At 67.6% G+C, this 21810-nt stretch carries 17 protein-coding genes; 16 read left to right on the top strand and 1 reads right to left on the bottom strand.

Features of this window, described 5'->3' with window-relative positions; translation table 11 throughout:
• The first annotated feature begins 18 nt into the window (after window positions 1-18).
• From nuoI to MFF26_RS19710, 16 genes are all read left to right on the top strand, one after another.
• Window positions 19-507 carry an NADH-quinone oxidoreductase subunit NuoI gene (gene nuoI / locus MFF26_RS19785; protein ID WP_091942023.1) on the top strand — a complete coding sequence of 163 codons (489 nt, stop codon included), beginning with the start codon at window positions 19-21 and terminating at the stop codon, window positions 505-507.
• 135 nt (window positions 508-642) lie between these two features.
• Entirely contained in the window at window positions 643-1263 is a 621-nt protein-coding gene (locus tag MFF26_RS19780; RefSeq protein ID WP_137828752.1) for an NADH-quinone oxidoreductase subunit J, read from the top strand.
• Window positions 1264-1265: 2 nt separating this feature from the next.
• The gene (gene nuoK, locus MFF26_RS19775; protein ID WP_137828751.1) at window positions 1266-1571 is read left to right on the top strand and encodes an NADH-quinone oxidoreductase subunit NuoK; all 306 of its coding nucleotides are present in this window, start codon (window positions 1266-1268) and stop codon (window positions 1569-1571) included.
• Between the two features lie 55 nt (window positions 1572-1626).
• Entirely contained in the window at window positions 1627-3759 is a 2133-nt protein-coding gene (gene nuoL / locus MFF26_RS19770; RefSeq protein WP_137828750.1) for an NADH-quinone oxidoreductase subunit L, read from the top strand.
• A complete protein-coding gene (locus tag MFF26_RS19765; protein WP_137828749.1) occupies window positions 3759-5339 on the top strand; it encodes an NADH-quinone oxidoreductase subunit M in 1581 nt (526 codons plus the stop codon). Before nuoL ends, MFF26_RS19765 begins: the two co-directional genes overlap by 1 nt.
• Entirely contained in the window at window positions 5336-6775 is a 1440-nt protein-coding gene (gene nuoN, locus MFF26_RS19760) for an NADH-quinone oxidoreductase subunit NuoN (protein ID WP_137828748.1), read from the top strand. The genes MFF26_RS19765 and nuoN overlap by 4 nt, the downstream gene beginning before the upstream one ends.
• A 5-nt stretch (window positions 6776-6780) precedes the next feature.
• Entirely contained in the window at window positions 6781-7701 is a 921-nt protein-coding gene (locus MFF26_RS19755; protein ID WP_137828747.1) for a biotin--[acetyl-CoA-carboxylase] ligase, read from the top strand.
• Between the two features lie 18 nt (window positions 7702-7719).
• Entirely contained in the window at window positions 7720-9393 is a 1674-nt protein-coding gene (locus MFF26_RS19750; protein WP_137828746.1) for a ribonuclease J, read from the top strand.
• Between the two features lie 196 nt (window positions 9394-9589).
• Window positions 9590-9994, top strand: coding sequence for a methylmalonyl-CoA epimerase (gene mce, locus MFF26_RS19745; protein WP_091942038.1), 405 nt, complete (start codon window positions 9590-9592; stop codon window positions 9992-9994).
• A 288-nt stretch (window positions 9995-10282) separates the two neighbouring features.
• Window positions 10283-10615: a DUF1467 family protein gene (locus MFF26_RS19740; protein WP_137828745.1), complete on the top strand. Its 333-nt coding sequence runs from the start codon at window positions 10283-10285 to the stop codon at window positions 10613-10615.
• A gap of 120 nt (window positions 10616-10735) precedes the next feature.
• Window positions 10736-12043, top strand: a complete 1308-nt coding sequence (locus MFF26_RS19735; RefSeq protein WP_210236192.1) for a sugar MFS transporter — start codon at window positions 10736-10738, stop codon at window positions 12041-12043.
• Window positions 12044-12548: 505 nt separating this feature from the next.
• Complete coding sequence (gene proS / locus MFF26_RS19730; protein ID WP_137828744.1) at window positions 12549-13874, top strand: proline--tRNA ligase; 1326 nt, start codon at window positions 12549-12551, stop codon at window positions 13872-13874.
• A gap of 10 nt (window positions 13875-13884) precedes the next feature.
• A complete protein-coding gene (locus MFF26_RS19725; protein ID WP_137828743.1) occupies window positions 13885-15192 on the top strand; it encodes a lipoprotein-releasing ABC transporter permease subunit in 1308 nt (435 codons plus the stop codon).
• Between the two features lie 25 nt (window positions 15193-15217).
• Window positions 15218-15928: an ABC transporter ATP-binding protein gene (locus MFF26_RS19720; RefSeq protein ID WP_137828742.1), complete on the top strand. Its 711-nt coding sequence runs from the start codon at window positions 15218-15220 to the stop codon at window positions 15926-15928.
• Window positions 15929-16382: 454 nt separating this feature from the next.
• Window positions 16383-19904 carry a DNA polymerase III subunit alpha gene (gene dnaE, locus MFF26_RS19715; protein WP_137828741.1) on the top strand — a complete coding sequence of 1174 codons (3522 nt, stop codon included), beginning with the start codon at window positions 16383-16385 and terminating at the stop codon, window positions 19902-19904.
• 255 nt (window positions 19905-20159) lie between these two features.
• Window positions 20160-20945 carry a lytic murein transglycosylase gene (locus tag MFF26_RS19710; protein ID WP_137828740.1) on the top strand — a complete coding sequence of 262 codons (786 nt, stop codon included), beginning with the start codon at window positions 20160-20162 and terminating at the stop codon, window positions 20943-20945.
• A gap of 18 nt (window positions 20946-20963) precedes the next feature.
• Here the strand turns inward: MFF26_RS19710 and MFF26_RS19705 are convergent, their stop codons facing one another.
• A complete protein-coding gene (locus MFF26_RS19705) occupies window positions 20964-21665 on the bottom strand; it encodes a gamma-glutamylcyclotransferase (RefSeq protein ID WP_137828739.1) in 702 nt (233 codons plus the stop codon).
• Between the last annotated feature and the right edge of the window lie 145 nt (window positions 21666-21810).

Genomic DNA, 21810 nt, shown 5'->3' with positions numbered 1-21810 from the left:
GCATTCGGAGATCGCGCCGTGAAGCTCGATCAGGTCGCCAGAAGCCTTCTCCTGAAGGAGTTCGTGTCGGGGTTCGTCCTCGCCATGAAGTATTTCTTCAAGCCGAAGGCCACGATCAACTATCCCTTCGAGATGGGGCACCGGGGGCCGCGCTTCCGGGGCGAGCATGCCCTGCGCCGCTATCCCAACGGTGAGGAGCGCTGCATTGCCTGCAAGCTCTGCGAGGCGATCTGCCCGGCCCAGGCCATCACCATCGAGGCGGGCCCCCGCCGCAACGACGGCACGCGGCGCACCACGCGCTACGACATCGACATGGTGAAGTGCATCTATTGCGGCATGTGCCAGGAGGCCTGCCCGGTCGATGCCATCGTCGAGGGGCCGAACTTCGAGTTCTCGGTCGAGACCCGTGAAGAGCTGCTCTACGACAAGGAGAAGCTGCTCGCGAACGGCGACCGCTGGGAGCGCGAGATCGCCCGGAACATCGCGACCGACGCACCGTATCGCTGAGGTTCCGGCCAAGGTCTTCCGGTGCGCTGTTGTGCGCCGCAGGGCCGAGTTCTATAGACGGGCCGCCGCCTGCGGCCGAGGGTCCACCGAGGCAGAAGGGAGCCGCCCGCGAGGGCGGCCGATGCTGAAAACCGCATGACCGCAGCCGCCGCCTTCTTCTATCTCTTCGCGGGCCTCGCCGTTGCCTCGGGCTTCATGGTGATCGCCGCCAGGAACCCCGTCACATCGGTGTTGTTCCTGATCCTCGCCTTCGTGAACGCCGCGGGCCTCTTCATCCTGATGGGGGCCGAGTTCCTGGCGATGATCCTCGTCGTCGTCTATGTCGGCGCAGTGGCGGTGCTGTTCCTGTTCGTCGTGATGATGCTCGACGTGGATTTCGCCGCCCTCCGGCAAGGCTTCCAGCGCTACCTTCCCGTCGGCGGCTTGATCGGTGCCGTGTTCCTCATCGAGCTGCTGCTGGTCGTCGGCAGCTGGACGATCGATCCGGGGCTCGTGCAGGCGCCGCTCGGGCGTGCCGCCCACGGCGAGAGCCTGACCAACACCCAGGCGCTCGGGCGGGTGCTCTACACGGATTACGTCTACTTCTTCCAGATCGCCGGCCTGATCCTGCTAGTCGCGATGATCGGCGCCATCGTCCTGACGCTGCGCGACCGCACCGGCGTCAAGCGCCAGAACATTTCCGTCCAGAACGCCCGCACTCAGGCGATGGCGGTCGATACCATCAAGGTGCCCTCCCGGCAGGGCGTGGAGGTCTGAGCATGATCGGCCTGAGCCACTACCTGACGGTCGCCGCGATCCTGTTCACGCTCGGCGTGCTCGGCATCTTCATCAACCGCAAGAACGTCATCGTCATCCTGATGTCGGTCGAGCTGATCCTGCTCGCGGTCAACATCAACTTCGTGGCGTTCTCGACCCATCTCAACGACATCACCGGCCAGGTCTTCGCCCTGTTCGTGCTGACGGTGGCCGCGGCCGAGGCCGCCATCGGCCTCGCCATCCTGGTGGTGTTCTTCCGCAACCGCGGCTCCATCGCCGTCGAAGACGTGAGCATGATGAAGGGCTGACCGCTCTCACCAGCGCGCCACCCTCTCGTCCGCCTGCTGCGAGGCACGATCCCCCATGTATCACGCCATCGTCTTCTTCCCGCTGATCGGCGCGCTGATCGCCGGCCTGTTCGGCCGCACGCTCGGCGCCCGGCTGAGCGAACTTGTGACGACGGGCTGCCTCGCCTTCGCCTGCCTCCTGTCCTGGGGCGCCTTCTTCCTCGTTACGGGGGACGGCCGGGCCGAGACGGTCCACGTCGCGCAGTGGTTCACGGCGGGCGACCTCGTGGTCGATTGGGCCTTCAAGGTCGATACGCTGACGGCGATCATGCTCGTCGTCGTCACCTCGGTCTCGACCCTCGTGCACGTCTATTCCATCGGGTACATGCACGAGGATCCGCACCGGCCGCGCTTCTTCGCCTACCTGTCGCTGTTCACCTTCGCCATGCTGATGCTGGTGACGGCCGACAACCTCGTGCAGATGTTCTTCGGCTGGGAAGGCGTCGGCCTCGCCTCCTACCTGCTGATCGGCTTCTGGTACGAGAAGCCCTCGGCCAACGCTGCGGCGATGAAGGCCTTCATCGTCAATCGCGTCGGCGATTTCGGTTTCTCGCTGGGCATCTTCCTCGTCTTCGTCCTGACGGGATCCGTGGGCTTCGACGCCATCTTCGCCAAGGCCCCGGAGCTGAAGGACGCGACCTTCCACTTCCTCGGACATGACTGGCACGCCCTGACGCTGGCCTGCCTGCTCCTGTTCATGGGGGCCATGGGCAAGTCGGCGCAGTTCCTGCTGCACACTTGGCTGCCGGACGCGATGGAGGGCCCGACCCCGGTCTCGGCGCTCATCCACGCCGCCACCATGGTGACCGCCGGCGTGTTCATGGTCGCCCGCCTGTCGCCGCTGTTCGAGCTGGCCCCGACCGCGCTCACCGTCGTCACGATCATCGGCGGCATCACGGCCTTCTTCGCCGCCACCGTCGGCCTCGTGCAGAACGACATCAAGCGGGTCATCGCCTACTCGACCTGCTCGCAGCTCGGCTACATGTTCGTCGGCCTGGGCGTGGGCGCCTACGCCACCGGCGTGTTCCACCTCTTCACCCACGCCTTCTTCAAGGCGCTGCTGTTCCTCGGCGCCGGCTCGGTCATCCACGCGATGCACCACGAGCAGGACATGCGGAACATGGGCGGCCTGCGCCCCTACATCCCCTTCACCACGGCGATGATGACGATCGGCACGCTCGCCCTGATCGGCTTCCCGTTCACCGCCGGCTACTACTCCAAGGATGCGATCATCGAGGCGGCCTACATGTCGGATCGCCCCGGCCACGTGCTGGCGTTCCTCGCCACCGTGATCGCCGCGCTGATGACCTCGTTCTATTCCTGGCGCCTGTTCTTCCTCACCTTCGAGGGGCCGCAGCGGTGGGTCGCGCATGGAGCCCATGGTCACGACGACCACGCGCACGCCGCGCACGACGATCATGCCTCGGCCCATGCCCACGCTCTCGCGCACGAGGCCGACGGCAAGCCCGGCCATCACGAGGGTGTGGCGCACGACGACAAGGGTCACGATCTGGAGCCCGCCTCGCACAGCGCGATCGAGCACCACGACGATCACGGCGCCCACAAGCCGCATGAGAGCCCGCTCGTGATGACGATTCCGCTCGGAATCCTGGCCTTCGGTGCGCTGTTTGCCGGCCTGATCTTCAAGGAGCGGTTCATCGGGCACGACATGGACCGGTTCTGGGGTCACGCGCTGCCGCACCATTCCGGCAACGACATCATGCACAAGATCCACGACGCGCCGGGCTGGGTCGCCGCCTCGCCCGCGATCATGCTCGTGCTCGGCTTCGTCCTGGCCTTCTGGATGTATCTCCGCCGGCCCGACCTGCCGAACCGTCTCGCGACCTCGCAGCCGATCCTGTACCGCTTTCTGCTCAACAAGTGGTACTTCGACGAGATCTACGACCGGCTCTTCGTGCGTCCGGCCAAGAACTTCGGGCTGTTCCTCTGGAAGGAAAGTGACGGGCGCGTCATCGACGGCTTCGGCCCCGACGGCATCTCGGCCCGGGTCGTGGACGTCACCCGCGGCGTGGTCCGCTTCCAGACCGGCTACGTCTACCACTATGCCTTCGTGATGCTCGTCGGGGTCGCCGGCCTGATCACGTGGTACCTCGTCTCCGGCGTGCCGGCGGTCGGAGGAGCGCATTGATGTTCGGCCTCGGCATTCTCTCCGGGCTCCTGATCGTCCCGCTCGCGGGCGCCGCCTTCATCCTGACGCTGGGTGAGGAGACGGAGGCCGTGAAGCGCAACGCCCGCTGGGCGGCGCTCATCACGACCATCGTCACCTTCCTGCTCTCGCTCGCCGCCTGGGCCCGCTACGACATCGCGTCCCCCAGCTTCCAGCTGGTCGAGAGCCATGCGTGGCTGGCCGAGACCATCCGCTTCAAGCTCGGGGTCGACGGCTTCTCGATGCCGCTGATCCTGCTGACCACCTTCCTGATGCCGTTCTGCATCGGCGCCTCGTGGCTCTCGGTCGAGCACCGGGTGAAGGAGTATTTCGTCGCCTTCCTCGTTCTGGAAACGACGATGATCGGCGTGTTCTGCGCCCTCGATCTGGTGCTGTTCTACCTGTTCTTCGAGGCCGGCCTGATCCCGATGTTCCTCATCATCGGCATCTGGGGCGGCAAGCGGCGCATCTATGCCAGCTTCAAGTTCTTCCTCTACACCCTGCTCGGCTCGGTGCTGATGCTGCTGGCCATCATGGCGATGTACTGGGAGGCCGGCACCACCGACATCCCGACGCTGCTGGCCCACCGCTTCCCCGTCGGCATGCAATGGTGGCTGTGGCTCGCCTTCTTCGCCTCTTTCGCGGTGAAGATGCCGATGTGGCCGGTTCATACCTGGCTCCCCGACGCCCACGTCGAGGCGCCGACGGCGGGCTCCGTGATCCTGGCCGGCATCCTGCTGAAGATGGGCGGCTACGGCTTCATCCGGATCTCGCTGCCGATGCTGCCGGACGCGAGCGCCGAATTCGCGCCCCTCGTTTTCGCCCTCTCGGTGATCGCGATCATCTTCACCTCGCTCACCGCGATGATGCAGACCGACATCAAGAAGCTGATCGCCTATTCCTCGGTGGCGCATATGGGCTTCGTGACGCTGGGCCTGTTCACCCTGAACGAGCAGGGCATACAGGGTGCCCTGTTCCTGATGATCTCCCACGGTATCGTCTCGGGCGCGCTCTTCCTCTGCGTCGGCGTCGTCTACGATCGGATGCACACCCGCGAGATTGCGGCCTATGGCGGTCTGGTGAAGCGGATGCCGCTCTACGCCGCCGCCATGATGGTTTTCACCATGGCCAATGTCGGCCTGCCCGGCACCTCGGGCTTCGTTGGCGAATTCCTCGCGATGATGGGCGCGTTCAAGGCCAACCCGACGGTCGCGTTCTTCTCGGTCTTCGGCATCATCCTGTCGGCGGGCTACGCCCTGTGGCTCTACGCGCGGGTGATCTACGGGAAGCTGGAGAAGCCCAATCTCCAGGGTATCCTCGACCTCGACCTGCGAGAGAAGATCATCATCGCGCCGCTCGTCGCGCTGACGATCTGGTACGGCGTCCACCCGGCCCCGGTGCTCGATACCTTCGCGCCCTCGACCGAAGCCCTGATGCAGAACATGCGCACGGCGCTCGCCAACACGCAGACCGCGGAAGCGGCCGCCAAGGCGGCGAAGCTCGCAGCGGCCGAGAACATGGCTGGACCGAAGTCCCAGAAAATCGAGGCCGCCGCGCGATGACCCCGATCCAATCCGTCCTGCCGGCGATCACGCCGGTCCTGCCGGAGATCGTCCTGAGCATCGGCGCGCTGCTGCTGGTGCTCTGGGGCGCGTGGCGCGGCGAGCGCTCGGCTGAGAGCGTCAATCTCGGCGCGCTCGGGCTTCTGATCTTCACCTTCTTCCTCGTGGTCTCCCAGACCGGCCAGGTCACCACGCTCAACGGCGCCTTCATCGCCGACCCCTTCGCCCGGGTGATGAAGGCCCTGATCCTGATCGGCTCGTCCGCCACGATCCTGCTCTCGCGAGACTATTTCCAGCGCGAGCGCATCGACCGGTTCGAGTATCCGCTGCTGATCGTGCTGTGCACCATCGGCATGATGGTGATGGCCTCGGCCAACGATCTGATCTCGCTCTATCTCGGCCTGGAGCTGCAATCGCTCGCCGCCTACGTCATCGCCGCCTTCCACCGCGACGACGTGAAGTCCACGGAAGCCGGCCTGAAGTACTTCGTGCTCGGCGCGCTCTCGTCGGGCATGCTGCTCTACGGCGCCTCGCTGGTCTACGGCTTCACCGGCACGGTCTCGTTCCCCGGCATCGTCACGGCGCTCGACGGCCCGGTGAGCTTCGGCATCGTGCTGGGCATCGTGTTCGTCGCGGCGGGTGTCGCCTTCAAGCTGGCGGCGGTGCCGTTCCACATGTGGACGCCGGACGTCTACGAGGGCTCGCCGACGCCGGTCACCGCCTTCTTCGCCTCGGCCCCCAAGATGGCCGCCATGGCGATGACCGTGCGCGTGTTCATCGGTGCCTTCCCCGACGTGACCGCGGTCTGGCAGCAGATCATCGTGTTCGTCTCGATCGCCTCGATGGCGCTCGGCTCCTTCGCGGCGATCGGCCAGCGCAACCTCAAGCGCCTGATGGCCTACTCGTCGATCGGCAATGTCGGCTACGCCCTCATCGGCTTGGCCGCCGGCTCGGAGGAGGGCATCCGCGGCGTCGTGATCTACATGGTGATCTATCTCGCCATGACGCTCGGCGCCTTCGCGGTGCTGCTCTCGCTGCGGCGCAAGGACCGGATGTTCGAGACCATCGACGACCTGTCCGGGCTCTCGCGCACGCATCCGTGGCTGGCCTTCAGCCTCGCCGCGATGATGTTCTCGCTGGCCGGCATCCCGCCGCTCGCCGGGTTCTTCGCCAAGTTCTACGTCTTCGCCGCCGCCATCAAGGCGGGGCTGGTGACGCTGGCGGTGATCGGCGTGGTGACCTCCGTGGTCGGTGCCTTCTACTACCTGCGCCTCGTCAAGGTGATGTATTTCGACGAGGCGCAGGCTCCATACGAGCGGATCCCGCCGGGTTCGGCCATCGTGCTCGCTGCATCGAGCGTCGTCGTGGTGCTGTTCTTCCTCATCCCGGCGCCGCTGGTGGCGGCGGCGGGCAGCGCCGCGAAGTCCCTGTTCTGAGAAGCATGACCTTCCGGCTCAGCCCGGCGGCCCGCGCGGAGGGCCACCGCCTGCATAGCCACGACCGCCTCGGCTCGACCAACACCGAGGCTCTCGCCCGCGCCCGCGAGGGCGAGACCGGCCCGCTCTGGGTCGCGACCCGCCTGCAGGAGGCGGGCCGGGGCCGGCGCGGCAACGTCTGGCAGTCGCCCGAGGGCAATCTTTTCGCGAGCTTGCTCTGGCCGGTCCAGGGCGTGGCGCCGGAGATGGTCGCGACCCTGGGGTTCGTCGCCGGGGTGGCGCTGGTCGATGCGATCCGGGATGTGTGCCGCTCCTCCCACCCCCACCCTCATTCAGAGGTGCCCGCTTCAGCGGGCCTCGAAGGAGGGCTCCAGGGATCGCCCGATCCGCTGGAGCCCTCCTGCGAGGCTGCGCTTCGCTTCGCACCTCAGGATGGGGGTATGGGAGGGACAGGCGAAGCTTCGTTCCGCCTGAAATGGCCCAACGACGTCCTCATGAACGGCAAAAAACTCGCCGGGATCCTCTTGGAGGCCGAGCAACTCCCCAGCGGGCGGCGTGCGGTCGTCATCGGTTTCGGCGTGAACGTTGCGGCCGCCCCCGACGATCTGCCCTACCCGGCCGCGGCCCTTCGCCCCGCGCATGCGGTCGATGCGCCCAGACTGCTCGAATCCTTGACCGAACGATTTGTCGAAGCGGCCCAGATCTGGAACAAGGGGCGCGGATTTCCGAAAATCCGGCAGCTCTGGCTGGAGCGCGCGGCGGGGGTGGGTGCCCCCGTGTCGGTGCGAACCGCCGAGACGACGCTGTCCGGTGTTTTCGACACGATCGACGAGGGGGGGCGGCTTGTGATCCTCGCCCCGGACGGAACACGACGAACCGTGACGGCGGGCGAGGTGCATTTCGGAAGTGCCGCGACGGCGGCCTGAGACTGGATAGACGACAAGATGACGACACGGCAGGACGAGCTCGTCTTCGTGCCGCTCGGCGGCGTGGGCGAGATCGGCATGAATGCGGGCCTCTACGGGATCGGACCCGAGCGGGCACGCAAATGGATCATGGTCGATTGCGGCATGGGCTTCGCCGGTGAGGAGGGTTTGCCGGGCATCGATCTGATGTTCCCCGACCTTGCCTTCATCGAGGAGCGCAAGAAGGATCTTCTGGGCATCTTCATCACCCACGCGCACGAGGATCATATCGGCGCGATCTCCGAACTGTGGCCGCGCCTGAAGGCGCCGGTCTACGCCACGCGGTTCGCCAAGCAGCTTCTCGAGACCCGCCGCCTCTCCGAGCCCGGCGCGCCCAAGGTCGATCTGCGCGAGATCAAGCCGGGCAAGCGGGTCACCGTCGGTCCGTTCGAGATCGAGTTCGTGCCGGTGGCCCATTCGATCCCGGAATCGAATGCGGTGGCGATCCGCACCGAGTTCGGCCTCGTGGTGCATACCGGCGACTGGAAGCTCGACGACACGCCGGTGGCCGGCGACACCACCTCGCCGGAGGCGTTCACCGCACTCGGCGACGAGGGCATCCTGGCGCTGGTATGCGATTCCACCAACGTCCTGCGCGAGGGCCGCTCGCCGAGCGAGTCCGAAGTCTCGGCCACGCTCCGGCGCATCATCGAGGAATCGCCCCACCGCGTGGCGGTGACGACCTTCGCCTCGAACGTCGCCCGCATCCGCGCCGTGGCGGAAGCCGCCCAGGCTTGCGGTCGCGAGGTGATCGCGGTCGGCCGGGCCATGGACCGGGTCATCGATGTCGCCCGCGAATGCGGCTATCTCGACGGCCTGCCGGACTTCCGCGGTGCGGAATCCTACGGCCACATCCCCCGCGACAAGGTGGTCTGCCTGCTCACCGGTTCGCAGGGCGAGCCGCGGGCGGCCATGTCGCGGGTCTCGCGCGACGACCATCCGGCGATCTCGCTGACCGCCGGGGATCGGGTGATCTTCTCGTCCCGCGCGATCCCCGGCAACGAGCGCGATGTCGGCGCCATCATCAACGACCTGATCGAGGCCGGCATCGAGGTCATCACCGACCGCACCGAACTCGTCCACGTCTCGGGCCATCCCCGGCGCGAGGAGATGGTGGCCATGTACAGCTGGACCCGGCCGAAGGCGGTGGTGCCGGTCCACGGCGAGGCACTGCATCTCGACGAGCACGCGCGCTTCGCCCGCTCTCAAGGCGTCGAGACGGTGGTGAAGGCGCGCAACGGTGCCGTCGTGCGCCTCGCCCCGGGCAAGCCCGAGGTGGTCGAGCATGTCCGCGCCGGCCGGCTCTACAAGGACGGCAACGTCCTGATCGACGCCAAGGACCGGGCAATCCCCGAGCGCCGCAAGCTGTCCCAGACCGGCATCGTCTCGGTGGCCATCGCCATCGACGAGCGCGGCGCGGTGGTCGGCGAGCCGGCGGTCGACATCATGGGTCTGCCCAATCGCGGTCGCGATGGGGAGCCCCTGCTCGACACCGTGGTCGATACGGTCAACCGCACCCTGAGCGGCCTGTCGCGCGGCAAGATGAAGGATTCGGAAGCCGTCGAGAACGCGGTCGACCGGGCCGTGCGCTCCGCCGTCAACGAAGCCTGGGGCAAGAAGCCCGCCTGCCACGTGCAGGTGGTCGAGGTCTGAGCCCTCGTTCCTCGCCACGGATCCCGGGCTCGCTCGGGATCCGCACCGAGTTGCTGCCATAGGGCGGACCAATCCGGGTGGGGAGGATCCAAAAGTGGGGAGGTACAGGATGAAGCCGGAGCGGTACCTTCCGCACCACCCCTAACCCCCTCTCCACGAGGGGGAGGGGAACGCAGCGGGTAGGGAGGAGCAAACAATGATCGGACGGCTCAATCACGTGGCCATCGCGGTGAAGGATCTCGACGCGGCGACCGCGGTCTATCGCGACACGCTCGGCGCCAAGGTGACGGAGCCGCTGCCGCAACCGGAGCACGGCGTCACCGTCGTCTTCGTCGAACTGCCCAACAGCAAGGTCGAGCTGATGTCGCCGTTGGGCGAGAACTCGACCATCCAGGGCTTCGTCGACAAGAACCCGGCCGGCGGCATCCACCATGTCTGCTACGAGGTCGACGACATCATCGCTGCCCGCGATCAGATGAAGGCGGCCGGCGCCCGCGTGCTCGGCACCGGCGAGCCGAAGATCGGTGCGCACGGCAAGCCGGTGATTTTTCTCCACCCGAAGGACTTCCTGGGGACCCTCGTCGAGTTGGAGCAGGTCTGAGGCCTGCCCGACGGGGCTTTCTCTGCCGTGTCGACACGCGGCTTTCCTGATTCCCGCCCACATCCCGAGGCGCCCGCCTCGGTGGGCCCTCGAAGGAGGCTCCAGGGATCGCGAGCCTTCCGGCGACCTGCTTCGAGACTGCTTCGCGGCACCTCAGGATGTGGGCGGTGGATGGGAAAAGCCGATCAGGCAAGTCCAAGACTCGCTCCTAAGGCTCGCTCCGAAATCCCTCCCGTCGGCAGGCAGGGATCCGCGCGGTGCGCGATCCGTCAAGAATAACGGCCATCCATGACCCCCCTTCGCACCATCGCCGCCTCGACCCCGCTCACCGTGCTGACGGTGGCAGCCCTCGTCGCGATCCTGGTGGCGGTCGCCGTGAAGGGGTTTGCCCTCACCGTGTTCGGGGCGCTCGCCCTCTACTTCGTGCTGTGGTGGACCTTCCTGTTCGCGATCCTACCCCTCGGCAACGCGGCCGAGGCGGATCCGCAGCGGTTGGTGCCGGGGCAGGATCCCGGCGCGCCGGCCTTGCCCCGCCTGCGGGAGAAGGCATTGCTGACCACGCTGCTGGCCGGCGGGGCTTTCGTGGCCGCGATGCTGATTTTCCCGCTCGCGCGGCTGTGAGCGACCTGACACCCGAAAGATTCGCGGCCGGACGCAGCGCCGCGTTGACAGGCGCCTGAGGGGATCCGCACCCTGTCTCGACGGCCCCGGTATCCATGCGGGCCGATAGGGAGACACGCCATGGCCGGGATGGTGGCAGGGCCGCGCGCGCCCGCTGACAGCAAGGCCGGCACGGGCGGCAATGGCTGGCTTCTGCCCTTCATGCTCGCCCTGTTCTTCGCCTGGGGTCTCGCCACCGTCCTCGTCGATATCGTCACGCCCAAGCTCAAGAGCCTGTTCACGCTGAGCTACACCGAGGCGACGCTCACCCAATTCTGTTTCTTCGCCGCCTACGCGCTGATCTCGCTGCCGGCCGGTGCGATGGTGACGCGGATCGGCTCCATGCGCGGTCTGGTCGTCGGCCTCGTCGTGATGGCGGCGGGCTGCCTGCTCTTCGCGCCCGCCGCGCGGATCGGCCTGTTCCCGATGTTCCTGCTGGCCCTATTCGTGATGGCCTCGGGCATTGCCGTATTGCAGGTGGCGGCCAACCCTCTGGTGGCCGGCCTCGGCGACCCGGCTCAGGCCTCGAGCCGGCTGACGCTCGCCCAGACCTTCAACGCCCTCGGCACCACCGTCGGTCCGGTGATCGGGGCCTGGGCGATCCTCTCCCATACCGTCACGCCCTCGGGCACGGATGCGGCGGCGCTGGCGGCAGCTCGGCAGGCCGAGGCGGACGTGGTGCGCACGCCCTTCCTCGTCATCGCCGCCGGCCTTGTGGCCCTCGCCGTACTGTTCTGGATCCTGCGCCGCCGGGTCCGCGAAGAGGATGCCGGGGAGAGCGCCGGCTCGGGCGGGCTCGGGCTCGATCTTCTCCGGCGGCCGCGCCTCGCCTTCGGGGCACTAGCGATCTTTCTCTATGTCGGCGCGGAAGTGGCCATCGGCACGCTGATGGTGAGCTATCTCGAACAGCCGCGGGTGCTCGGGGCTAGCCCCGAGACGGCGGGCCATCTGCTCAGTTTCTACTGGGGCGGGGCGCTGGCCGGGCGGATCGTCGGCTCCTTCGTTCTGCGCGCTGTCCGGCCGGGAGCCGCGCTCTGCGCCGTCGCGCTGGCCGCCGCGGGGCTCACGGCCCTGTCGGCGACCAGTTCGGGCATGCTCGCGGGTTGGGCGCTGATCGCGGTCGGCCTGGCCAACGCGATCCAGTTCCCGACGATCTTCGCACTGGCGATCGAGGGGCTCGGCGAGCGCACGGCACAGGGCGCCGGCATCGTCTGCGTGGCGATCGTCGGCGGCGCGATCGTGCCGGTGCTGACCGGGGCGCTCGCCGACGGTTACGGCCTCGCTATCGCCCTGGGCGCCCCCGCGCTCTGCTATCTCTGCATCGCGGCCTTCGCCCTGGCCCATGCCCGCGACGCCCTCGGCCGTCCGAGCGCCGTCGCAGCGGAGTAGAGCGAGGGTAGAGGCTGCGACACGGAGCGGATCGTGTCAGATGTCCAAAAAACAAAAAGCAAGGCACGAGGCCTTGCTTTGAAACAATCTAGTGTTTTGCAGCCTAGCTTTATCTCGCGCATTTCTTGCGGCGCGGCGGCTGCTTGTTCCTCCCGAGACTCGGACCGTGCGCCGCCTCGTTGGGCGGCGACCATCGCGGGGTGCTTATAGGAAGAAGATTTCCCTTTGTCATCAGGCCGGAGACGGTTCGCGGCGCTTTTTTGCAAACCTTGCTGCAAACCGCCCCCTGATCTCCGCCTCGACTGCGATCGGCGCAGCGAACTTCGCATCCGCCGCCATCTCCACGCAGAGATCGACGAAGCCAAACGGTACGCCCGTCGGCATCGGAAGCTGCGGCGGCCTGTGCTTCCCTGGCGCTTGTATTTTGCAGGCGCAATGTGTTGTGTGCCTCGCGCACCGGCCCGTTTCCCGCCGCCGGCCTGCGCCAGCCGTTCAAGGTCGAAAGATGCGTCTCTCCCGCTACTTCCTGCCGATCCTGCGCGAGACGCCCAAGGAAGCCGAGATTGTCTCGCATCGCCTGATGCTGCGCGCCGGCATGATCCGCCAGGAGGCCGCGGGCATCTACGCGTGGCTGCCGCTGGGGCTGCGGGTTCTCGACAAGGTCTGCAAGGTGATCCGCACCGAGCAGGACCGCGCGGGCGCGATCGAGATCCTGATGCCGACGATCCAGGCCGCCGACCTGTGGCGCGAGTCCGGCCGCTACGAGGCCTACGGCAAGGAGATGCTGCGCTTGAAGGACCGCCACGAGCGTGAACTGCTCTACGGGCCCACGGCGGAGGAAGTCGTCACCGAGATCTTCCGCGCCAGCGCCCGCTCCTACAAGGACCTGCCGAAGAACCTCTACCAGATCTCGTGGAAGTTCCGCGACGAGGTCCGTCCGCGCTTCGGCACCATGCGCTCGCGCGAGTTCCTGATGAAGGACGGCTACTCGTTCGACCTCGACCAGGCCGCGGCGCGCCACTCCTACAACAAGGTCTTCGTCTCCTATCTCCGCACCTTCGAGACGCTGGGCTTGCGTGCGATCCCGATGCGGGCCGATACCGGTCCGATCGGCGGCGATCTGAGCCACGAGTTCATCATCCTGGCCAATACCGGCGAGAGCGAGGTGTTCTGCGACCGCGCCTATCTCGACATGCCGGTGCCCCCGCCGTCGGTCGATTTCGACGACGTCGCCGGGCTCCAGGGCGTGGTCGATTCCTGGACCTCGCATTACGCCGCCACCGACGAGATGCACGACACCGCAGCCTTCGCCGAGGTGCCGGAGGCCGCGCAGCTCTCCGCCCGCGGCATCGAGGTCGGCCATATCTTCTATTTCGGCACCAAGTACTCGACGCCGATGAAGGCGGTCGTCACCGGCCCCGACGGTCAGGAGCGGCCGGTGCATATGGGATCCTACGGCATCGGTCCGAGCCGGCTTGTGGCCGCAACCATCGAGGCGAGCCACGACGAGGCGGGCATCATCTGGCCGGATGCGATCGCCCCCTTCGACGTGGCGCTGATCAACCTCAAGGTCGGCGATGGCGCCTGTGACACGGCCTGTGCCGAGATTCAGGCGGCGCTCGAAACCGCCGGGCTCTCCGTGCTCTACGACGATCGCGACGACCGGCCCGGCGCGAAATTCGCCACCGCCGACCTGATCGGTCTGCCCTGGCAGGTGATCGTCGGTCCGAAGGGGCTCGCCGACGGCAAGATCGAGCTGAAGCGCCGCGCCACCGGTGAGCGGGAGACGCTCGATCCGGTCGATCTCCCGGCCCGGCTGCGGCGCATCTGAGGCGGACACGATGGCGCTCGCGCTCAGCGACTGGAAGGGCGCGCTGGCCCGATTGCGCAGCGCGCGGGCGAGCGCCTCGACGCGGCCCTTCGCGGGCTTCGAGTGGCTGATCGCCGGTCGCTATCTCCGTGCCCGGCGCCGGGGCGGCGGCGTCTCGGTGGTCGCCCTGTTCTCGGTGCTCGGGATCGCGGTGGGGGTCGCCACCCTCATCATCGTGCTCTCGGTGATGAACGGCTTCCGCACGGAACTGCGCTCCAAGATCGTGGGTCTCAACGGCCACGTCTTCGCCGCGCCGATCGACAAGCTCTTCACCGACTACGTCGATCTGTCCGAGCGGCTGGAGAAGGTCGCGGGCGTGCGCGCCGTCGTGCCGATGGTGCAGGGACAGGCCTTCGCCTCCTCGCCCTATGGCGGCTCCGGCGTGCTGGTGCGCGGCGTGCGCGAGGCGGATCTCGCTAAGGTCCCCGCGGTCTCCACCGCGATCAAGAGCGGCACGCTGGAGGGCTTCGACGACGGAACCGGGGTGGCCTTGGGCCGGCGCCTCGCCGATTCCCTCGGGCTTCAGGCCGGCGATCAGGTCACGCTTCAGACGCCGAAGGGGGCGAGCACGCCGTTCGGCACCGCGCCGCGCTCCAAGGCCTACACGGTGAAGGCGATCTTCGAGATCGGCGTGACCGATTTCGACACGACCATGGCCTTCATGCCGCTCACCGAGGCACAGGCCTTCTTCAATCGCGACGGCGATGTCAGCGTGATCGAGATCTATCTCGACGACGCCGAAACGGTGGCCGAGATGCGCGAGCCCCTCGAGATGGCGGCGGAGCGCCCGATCCTCCTGACCGACTGGCGGCAGACCAACCGCACCTTCTTCGGCGCGCTCGAGGTGGAGCGGAACGTGATGTTCCTGATCCTCAACCTCATCGTCATCGTGGCGACGCTCAACATCATCTCGGGGCTGATCCTGCTCGTTCGCGACAAATCCTCCGATATCGCGATCCTGCGCACCATGGGCGCGACGCCGGGCACCATCATGCGGGTCTTCCTGATCAACGGGGCCCTCATCGGCCTCGTCGGCACGGCGATCGGGCTCGTCGGCGGCGTGCTGTTCACCCTCAACATCAAGCCGATCCAGCGCACGCTGTTTCCCGGTGCCTGGGACCCGACCGTGCGCTTCCTCGCCGAGATCCCGGCCGAGATGAACACGACCGAGGTCGCCGTCATCGTCGTCACCTCGATCCTGTTGTCGCTCGCCGCGACGCTCTATCCCTCCTGGCGCGCCGCCCGGCTCGATCCGGTGCAGGCCCTGCGCTACGGCTGACGGTATCCCAGGGTACGGACTCTCCATGGCACAGTCGCAAGCCGACGCCGCGCAGCCGGTGCCGGCCCTGTTCTTCTCGGGCGTCGAGCGCCGCTACCCGCAGGGGGAGGGGGCGCTGGAGATCCTGCGCGGCACCGATCTCGCCATCTGGCCGGGGGAGCTCGTCGCGCTGGTGGCGCCCTCCGGCGCGGGCAAATCGACCCTGCTCCACATCGCCGGCCTCCTAGAGCGGCCCGATGGCGGCGAGGTCTATATCGGCGGCCAGCCGACCGCCTCGATGTCCGACGGCGAGCGGACGCGGTTGCGGCGCGAGGAGATGGGCTTCGTCTATCAGTTCCACCATCTCCTGCCGGAGTTCTCGGCGCTGGAGAACGTGGTGCTGCCCCAACTCATCCGCGGCCTCGGCCGCCGTGAGGCGGAGACCCGTGCGGCCGAACTCCTGAGCTTCCTCGGCCTCAAGGAACGCCTGCCGCATCGCCCGGCCGAGCTGTCCGGCGGCGAGCAGCAGCGCGTCGCCATCGCCCGCGCCGTCGCCAACGGCCCGCGTCTCCTGCTTGCCGACGAGCCGACCGGCAATCTCGACCCACAGACGTCGGGCCGGGTCTTCAGCATCTTGCTCCAGCTGGTGCGGGCCTCCGGTCTCGCCGCGTTGATCGCCACCCACAACATGGACTTGGCCGCCCGGATGGACCGGCGCGTCACGATCCGCGACGGGATGATCGAGCAGGTGGGGTGACGTCGGCGCCACACCCCGGCCGAAACAAGGATTTCTTTACCACGATCCGTTTTCGACCGCCCTCGCGGGCTTTACAAAGAACAAAACAAGAACAAAACTCGCTTCATCACCAGGGAGCGACCAGATGGCCAAGCGCGGGTTCCTCACCAACCTCGTCGAGTTCACCGCCTTCGGCATGCTGTTCGGCGCGGTTGCGCTGTGGGCGGTAGCCTTGGCACCGATTCATTAAGGCGGTCTCGCTTTGTTCCGCGCGTCGTGTCGGTGTCCACAGCGAAGATGCAGCGGTTATCTGCCAACGATCCCCGCAGCGTGGACATGGCGGAGCGCGACGGGCCGGCGTGAATGGTGGAACTGGCCATTCCGTCCACCGGAGTCACCGTGGCGCCACTCGACTCTTTAACCCCGCGCCCGGATCCTGTCCGGCCCCGAGGCAAGGTCGGTCCGCAGCAACGCGATGGCGCGCATTCTCAAAGAAGTCGGCTTCGTCCACCTCCACGTCCACTCGTCCTACTCGCTGCTCGAAGGCGGCGTGAAGGTCGCCGACATCGTGAAGGCGGCCGCCGCCGACCGTCAGCCGGCGCTGGCGCTCACCGACACCAACAACCTGTTCGGCGCCCTCGAATTCTCGGAGAAGGCCGCCGGCACCGGCATCCAGCCGATCGCCGGCCTGCAGCTCACCGTCTGCTTCGAGGCGCCCGATCCGATGGCGCGCATGCCCCAGGCGGGCTGCGCCAACATCGTGCTGCTGGCCCAGAACGAGACCGGCTACGGCAATCTGCTGCGGCTCGCGAGCCGGGCCTATTTCGACGGGCCGCTGGGGGCTGCCCCCAATCTCGCCGTCTCGGCCCTCGACGGCAATGTCGAGGGGCTGATCGGCCTGACCGGCGGCTTCTCGGGGCCGGTCGACACCAGCCTGCGTGCCGGCCGCGCCGAGCAGGCGGCGCGTCGCCTCGAGGTTCTGAAAGGCGCGTTCGGCGAGGACCGGCTCTATGTCGAGATCCAACGTCACGGCCTCGACGACGGACCGGCCGTCGAGCGTGAATTGCTGCGGCTCGCCGACCGCCACGGGCTCGGTCTGGTGGCGACCAACGAGCCCTACTTCGCCAAGCCCGACGATTACGGGGCCCACGATGCGCTGCTCGCCATCGCGGAAGGCCGCCTCGTCTCCGACGAGCGCCGCAGGAGGCTGACGCCGCGCCACGCCTTCACGACGCGCGCCGCGATGATGGCTCTGTTCTCCGATCTTCCGGATGCGCTGGCCGCGACCGTCGAGATCGCCATGCGCTGCTCCTACCGGGCGCGCACCCGCAAGCCCATTCTGCCGAACTTCGCCACGGTTGCCGCGGGTGAGACGGCGCCGATGGCCGACATCCTGGCCGAGGCCGCGGACGCGCCGGTGCAGGCGGTCGCCGCCGACGAGCCGACCGAGTTGTGCCGCCAGGCCGAGGCCGGGCTCGACCTGCGGCTGAAGCAGCACGGCACGGCCCCCGGGTTCACGGAGGACGATTACCGCGCGCGTCTCAAGTTCGAGCTCGACGTCATCGTCAAGATGAAGTTCCCGGGCTACTTCCTGATCGTCTCGGACTTCATCAAATGGGCCAAGGACCACGACATTCCGGTCGGTCCCGGCCGCGGCTCGGGCGCGGGCTCGCTGGTGGCGTGGTCGCTCCTCATCACCGATCTCGATCCGCTCCGGTTCGGCCTGCTGTTCGAGCGCTTCCTGAATCCCGAGCGCGTCTCGATGCCGGATTTCGACATCGATTTCTGCGTCGAGGGCCGCGAGCGGGTGATCCGCTACGTGCAGCAGCGCTACGGCGAGCGTCAGGTCGGGCAGATCATCACCTTCGGTACGCTGCTCGCCCGCGGCGTGCTGCGCGATGTCGGCCGCGTGCTGGAGATGCCCTATGGGCAGGTCGACAAGCTGACCAAGCTGGTGCCGCAGAACCCGGCCAACCCCGTCACGCTGGTCCAGGCGATCGAGGGAGAGCCGAAGCTCCAGCAGGCGATCGAGGAGGAGCCGATCGTCGCCCGGCTCATGGAGATTTCGAAGAAGCTGGAGGGCCTTCACCGCCACGCCTCGACCCACGCCGCCGGCGTGGTGATCGGGGACCGCCCGCTGGAAGAGCTGGTGCCGCTCTACCGAGACCCGAAGACGGGCATGCGGGTGACCCAGTTCAACATGAAATGGGTCGAGCAGGCGGGGCTGGTGAAGTTCGACTTCCTGGGCCTCAAGACGCTCACGATGCTGCGGTGCTGCACCGACCTGTTGAAGCAGCGCGGCATCGAGGTCGATCTGGCCCAGATTCCACTGAACGACGGAAAAACCTACGAGCCGATGGGCCGGGGCGAGACGGTCGGCGTGTTCCAGGTGGAATCCGCCGGCATGCGCAAGGCCCTCTGCGAGATGCAGGCCGACCGGCTGGAGGACATCATCGCCCTGGTGGCGCTCTATCGGCCGGGCCCGATGGCCAACATCCCGGTCTATTGCGAGCGCAAGCTCGGGCGTGACGCCGGCAACGAGGCGAGCTGGTATCCGCACCCGATGCTGGAGCCGATCCTGCGGGAGACCTTCGGGATCATCGTCTACCAAGAGCAGGTGATGGAGGTCGCGAAGGTTCTGGCCGGCTACACGCTGGGCGAAGCCGACATGCTCCGTCGCGCCATGGGCAAGAAGATCAAAGCGGAGATGGACGCCCAGCGCGACCGCTTCGTGAAGGGCTGCCTGGAGAGCGGGATTGCCCAGGCGAAGGCCAATGAAATCTTCGACCTTCTGGCGAAATTCGCCGATTACGGCTTCAACAAATCCCACGCCGCAGCCTACGCCCTGGTGACCTACCAGACGGCCTATCTGAAGGCGAACCACCCGGTCGAGTTCCTGGCCGCAGCCATGACGCTCGACCTCGACAACACCGACAAGCTCGCCGAATTCCGTCAGGACGCGCAGCGTCTCAAGATCACCGTCGAGCCGCCCTCCGTGAACACCTCCGGTGTCGTGTTCGACGTGAAGGAGGGGCGGATCCTCTACGCCTTGGCGGCCATCAAGGGCGTGGGGCGTTCGGCGGTGGAATCGATCGTCGCCGCCCGCGGCGACCGTCCGTTCAAGGATCTGGCCTGCTTCGCGCGCCGTCTCAACCCGCGCCACGTCAACAAGCGGACGCTGGAGAACCTGATCGCGGCGGGCGCCCTCGACTGCATCGAGCCGGATCGGGCGCGGGCCTGGGCCGCCGTCGAGCCGATGATGAAGATGGCGCAGGGTGCGGCCGAGGCCGAGACCTCGGGGATCGCCGACATGTTCGGCGGCGTCGCCTCGGCGGATGTGGGCCTGCGCATCCCGCCGCACGAATTCTGGACGCTCACCGACAAGCTGAAGCGCGAATGCGACGCGGTCGGCTTCTTCCTCTCCGGCCACCCGCTCGACGAATACGGGCAGATCCTGGAGAAGCTGCGGGTGCAGTCCTGGGCGGATTTCTGCCGGGCGGTCCGGGCCGGCTCCGCCAGCGTCGGGCGGGTCGCGGCCTCGGTGCTCGACCGCTCGGAGCGGCGCACCAAGAGCGGCAACAAGCTCGGCATCGTCACGCTGTCGGACCAGACCGGGCATTTCGAGGCGATCATCTTCTCCGAGGGTCTCAACCAGTACCGCGACATCCTCGAGCCGGGCCGCCCCCTGGTGCTCACCCTCCAGGCGAATGCGGAGGGGGAGGATGTGCGCGCCCGGATCACCACGGCCGAGCCCCTCGACCAGGCCGCCGCCCGTCACCAGAAGGGCATGCGCATCTATCTCCGCGACGACCGCCCGATCGGCTCGGTGCACAAGCAGCTGTCGCTGCGCGGTGAGGGCGAGGTCTCGCTGATCCTGATCCTCGACGGGGGCGATCGGGAGGTCGAGGTCAAGCTCCCCGGCAAGTATCAGGCGACGCCCCAGGTCGCCGGTGCGCTGCGGGCGGTCCCGGGCGTGGTGCAGGTGGAGATGAACTGACATCTCCGCTGTCCCGGCCGCCGCCCGCCCTGTTTCGATGCGCACGGTGTATCGAGTGTGTCTTCGAAGCGTAGAAGGCCCGAGCTTGGCCTTACGAGTGCCACAGCTCAATGATTCTCCGGTGCTCGGTCCACGGTCAACCGCGGCCGGTGGGGCTCGACTTTGGATCGAGAATGTCCACTTGCTCGACGGAACGGCCGAGCTGTTCAAAGTGGTCGCGGCGCTGCGGAAGTGCCGCCTGGAGGATTGACGTTGATGACCAGACGCGGGTTCAGGATGCTCGTGGCGGCCGGGCTGACAGCCCTCGCCGGCGGGGCGCAGGCCGCGCAATGCGGCAACTCTGCCGCCGGGTTCGAGGCCTGGAAGGACCAGTTCGCCGCCGAGGCCCGCGGCCGGGCGAGCGCGGCGAGCCTTCAGGCGCTCGAGGGCACTTCCTACTCCACGGCGACGATCTCGGCCGATCGTGGCCAGAAGAGCTTCAAGCTGTCCCTCGACCAGTTCCTGGCCAAGCGCGGCGGCAACACCATCGTCTCGCGCGGGCGCGCCCTCAAAGCACAGAACGCGGCGCTCTTCGCCTCGATCGAGCAGCGCTACGGCGTGCCCCCCGGCCCGCTGATCGCGATCTGGGGCATGGAGACCGGCTTCGGTGCCGTGAAGGGCAACGTCAACACGCTCTCGGCGGTGGCGACGCTGGCCTACGATTGTCGCCGCTCGGAATTCTTCACCGACCAGCTCTACGCCGCGCTCAAGCTCGTCGATGCCGGCGTCATCACACCGTCCACCCGCGGCGCTGCCCACGGTGAGGTCGGCCACACCCAGTTCCTGCCGAAGAACGTCCTGACCTACGGCGTGGGCGGTAGCCTCGACAGCGCCCCGGTCGCGCTGAACTCCACTGCGAACTTCCTCAAGGGCCATGGCTGGCAGCGCGGCGCGGGCTACCAGCCCGGCGAGCCGAACTTCGCTGCCATCCAAGGCTGGAACGCGGCCGGCGTGTATCAGCGCGCGATCGCGCTGCTCGGCGCGCGCATCGACGGGCAATGATCGACGGGCCGTAGGCCCTCATACCGGCGGGCCGTCCGCGGCCCGCCGGTGCAATCGCTCGGCAACGAGCTTTTGCAGGATCCAGAGGTGCCGGTCGCGGATGCCGAGCTCGGCGCAGGCCTGCGTCGTGCGAAACAGATATTCGGCGCTCGGCCCGAGATTGCCGCAGGCCGCCGCGATCATGTCCGCCAAGGCTTCGTCCGGAAGGCGGCCCGTATAGCGTGCGCTCCGGCGGTTCGCCACGAAGGTGAGCGCCGACAGCGGCCCCTCCTCGGTCGCGACCATCACCCAACGGGCCTCGTAGCCCTTTCCCTTCATCTCGCGGCGCCAGACCGGCATCAGGGTGGCATGCGGGTCGGCCTCGTCGAGCCGGAACGCGACGCCCCGGCACAGGCCGCCGCGCTCCAGCGCCAGCACGAGGCCCGGCCGCTCGGGTGTGCCGCGGAACCGATGCTGCAACAGGCAGAACCGCCGGTGCCAGCCTCGCACCGCGCCGACGCGTTTCTCCGTGAAGACGAATTCCGGGCTCCATAACAGCGAGCCGTAGGCGAAGACCCACAACCCGCCCTCGGGCGAGAGCCGTCGCGCCAGCATCGCGGCGAGGTCGGGCGCCATGTCCTCGTCGCTGAGGAGGGCGAGGGCGGTCGGGTCGTCCGCGACTTTCTCCGGATGGGCGCGGGTGATGAGGTCGAGGGAGAGGGCGAGCGAGCGGGGTGGCATGGGCCGGGAGCGGACCATTCCGAGAGGCACAGCGCAACCCTCGCTGCCGCCCATCCTCCTCATCCTGAGGCACTGCCTCAGCGGCCTCGAAGGAGGGTTCGGGCCTATCGCGCGATCCCTGGAGCCCACCTTCGAGGCTCCGCCT

The organism is Methylorubrum suomiense, from assembly GCF_022179765.1.
In the GTDB taxonomy this organism is placed as follows: Bacteria; Pseudomonadota; Alphaproteobacteria; order Rhizobiales; family Beijerinckiaceae; genus Methylobacterium; species Methylobacterium suomiense.
Note: the sequence above shows the minus strand (reverse complement) of the source record. Positions and strands in the feature narration are given on the sequence as shown.

What these genes read in the sequence shown, in the direction of transcription:
- MFF26_RS19780 (WP_137828752.1), top strand. Translation starts at nt 643, where the DNA reads ATGACCGCAGCCGCCGCCTTCTTCTATCTCTTCGCGGGCCTCGCCGTT.
- nuoK (WP_137828751.1), top strand. Translation starts at nt 1,266, where the DNA reads ATGATCGGCCTGAGCCACTACCTGACGGTCGCCGCGATCCTGTTCACG.
- nuoL (WP_137828750.1), top strand. Translation starts at nt 1,627, where the DNA reads ATGTATCACGCCATCGTCTTCTTCCCGCTGATCGGCGCGCTGATCGCC.
- MFF26_RS19765 (WP_137828749.1), top strand. Translation starts at nt 3,759, where the DNA reads ATGTTCGGCCTCGGCATTCTCTCCGGGCTCCTGATCGTCCCGCTCGCG.
- nuoN (WP_137828748.1), top strand. Translation starts at nt 5,336, where the DNA reads ATGACCCCGATCCAATCCGTCCTGCCGGCGATCACGCCGGTCCTGCCG.
- MFF26_RS19755 (WP_137828747.1), top strand. Translation starts at nt 6,781, where the DNA reads ATGACCTTCCGGCTCAGCCCGGCGGCCCGCGCGGAGGGCCACCGCCTG.
- MFF26_RS19750 (WP_137828746.1), top strand. Translation starts at nt 7,720, where the DNA reads ATGACGACACGGCAGGACGAGCTCGTCTTCGTGCCGCTCGGCGGCGTG.
- mce (WP_091942038.1), top strand. Translation starts at nt 9,590, where the DNA reads ATGATCGGACGGCTCAATCACGTGGCCATCGCGGTGAAGGATCTCGAC.
- MFF26_RS19740 (WP_137828745.1), top strand. Translation starts at nt 10,283, where the DNA reads ATGACCCCCCTTCGCACCATCGCCGCCTCGACCCCGCTCACCGTGCTG.
- MFF26_RS19735 (WP_210236192.1), top strand. Translation starts at nt 10,736, where the DNA reads ATGGCCGGGATGGTGGCAGGGCCGCGCGCGCCCGCTGACAGCAAGGCC.
- proS (WP_137828744.1), top strand. Translation starts at nt 12,549, where the DNA reads ATGCGTCTCTCCCGCTACTTCCTGCCGATCCTGCGCGAGACGCCCAAG.
- MFF26_RS19725 (WP_137828743.1), top strand. Translation starts at nt 13,885, where the DNA reads ATGGCGCTCGCGCTCAGCGACTGGAAGGGCGCGCTGGCCCGATTGCGC.
- MFF26_RS19720 (WP_137828742.1), top strand. Translation starts at nt 15,218, where the DNA reads ATGGCACAGTCGCAAGCCGACGCCGCGCAGCCGGTGCCGGCCCTGTTC.
- dnaE (WP_137828741.1), top strand. Translation starts at nt 16,383, where the DNA reads ATGGCGCGCATTCTCAAAGAAGTCGGCTTCGTCCACCTCCACGTCCAC.
- MFF26_RS19710 (WP_137828740.1), top strand. Translation starts at nt 20,160, where the DNA reads ATGACCAGACGCGGGTTCAGGATGCTCGTGGCGGCCGGGCTGACAGCC.
- MFF26_RS19705 (WP_137828739.1), bottom strand. Translation starts at nt 21,665, where the DNA reads ATGCCACCCCGCTCGCTCGCCCTCTCCCTCGACCTCATCACCCGCGCC.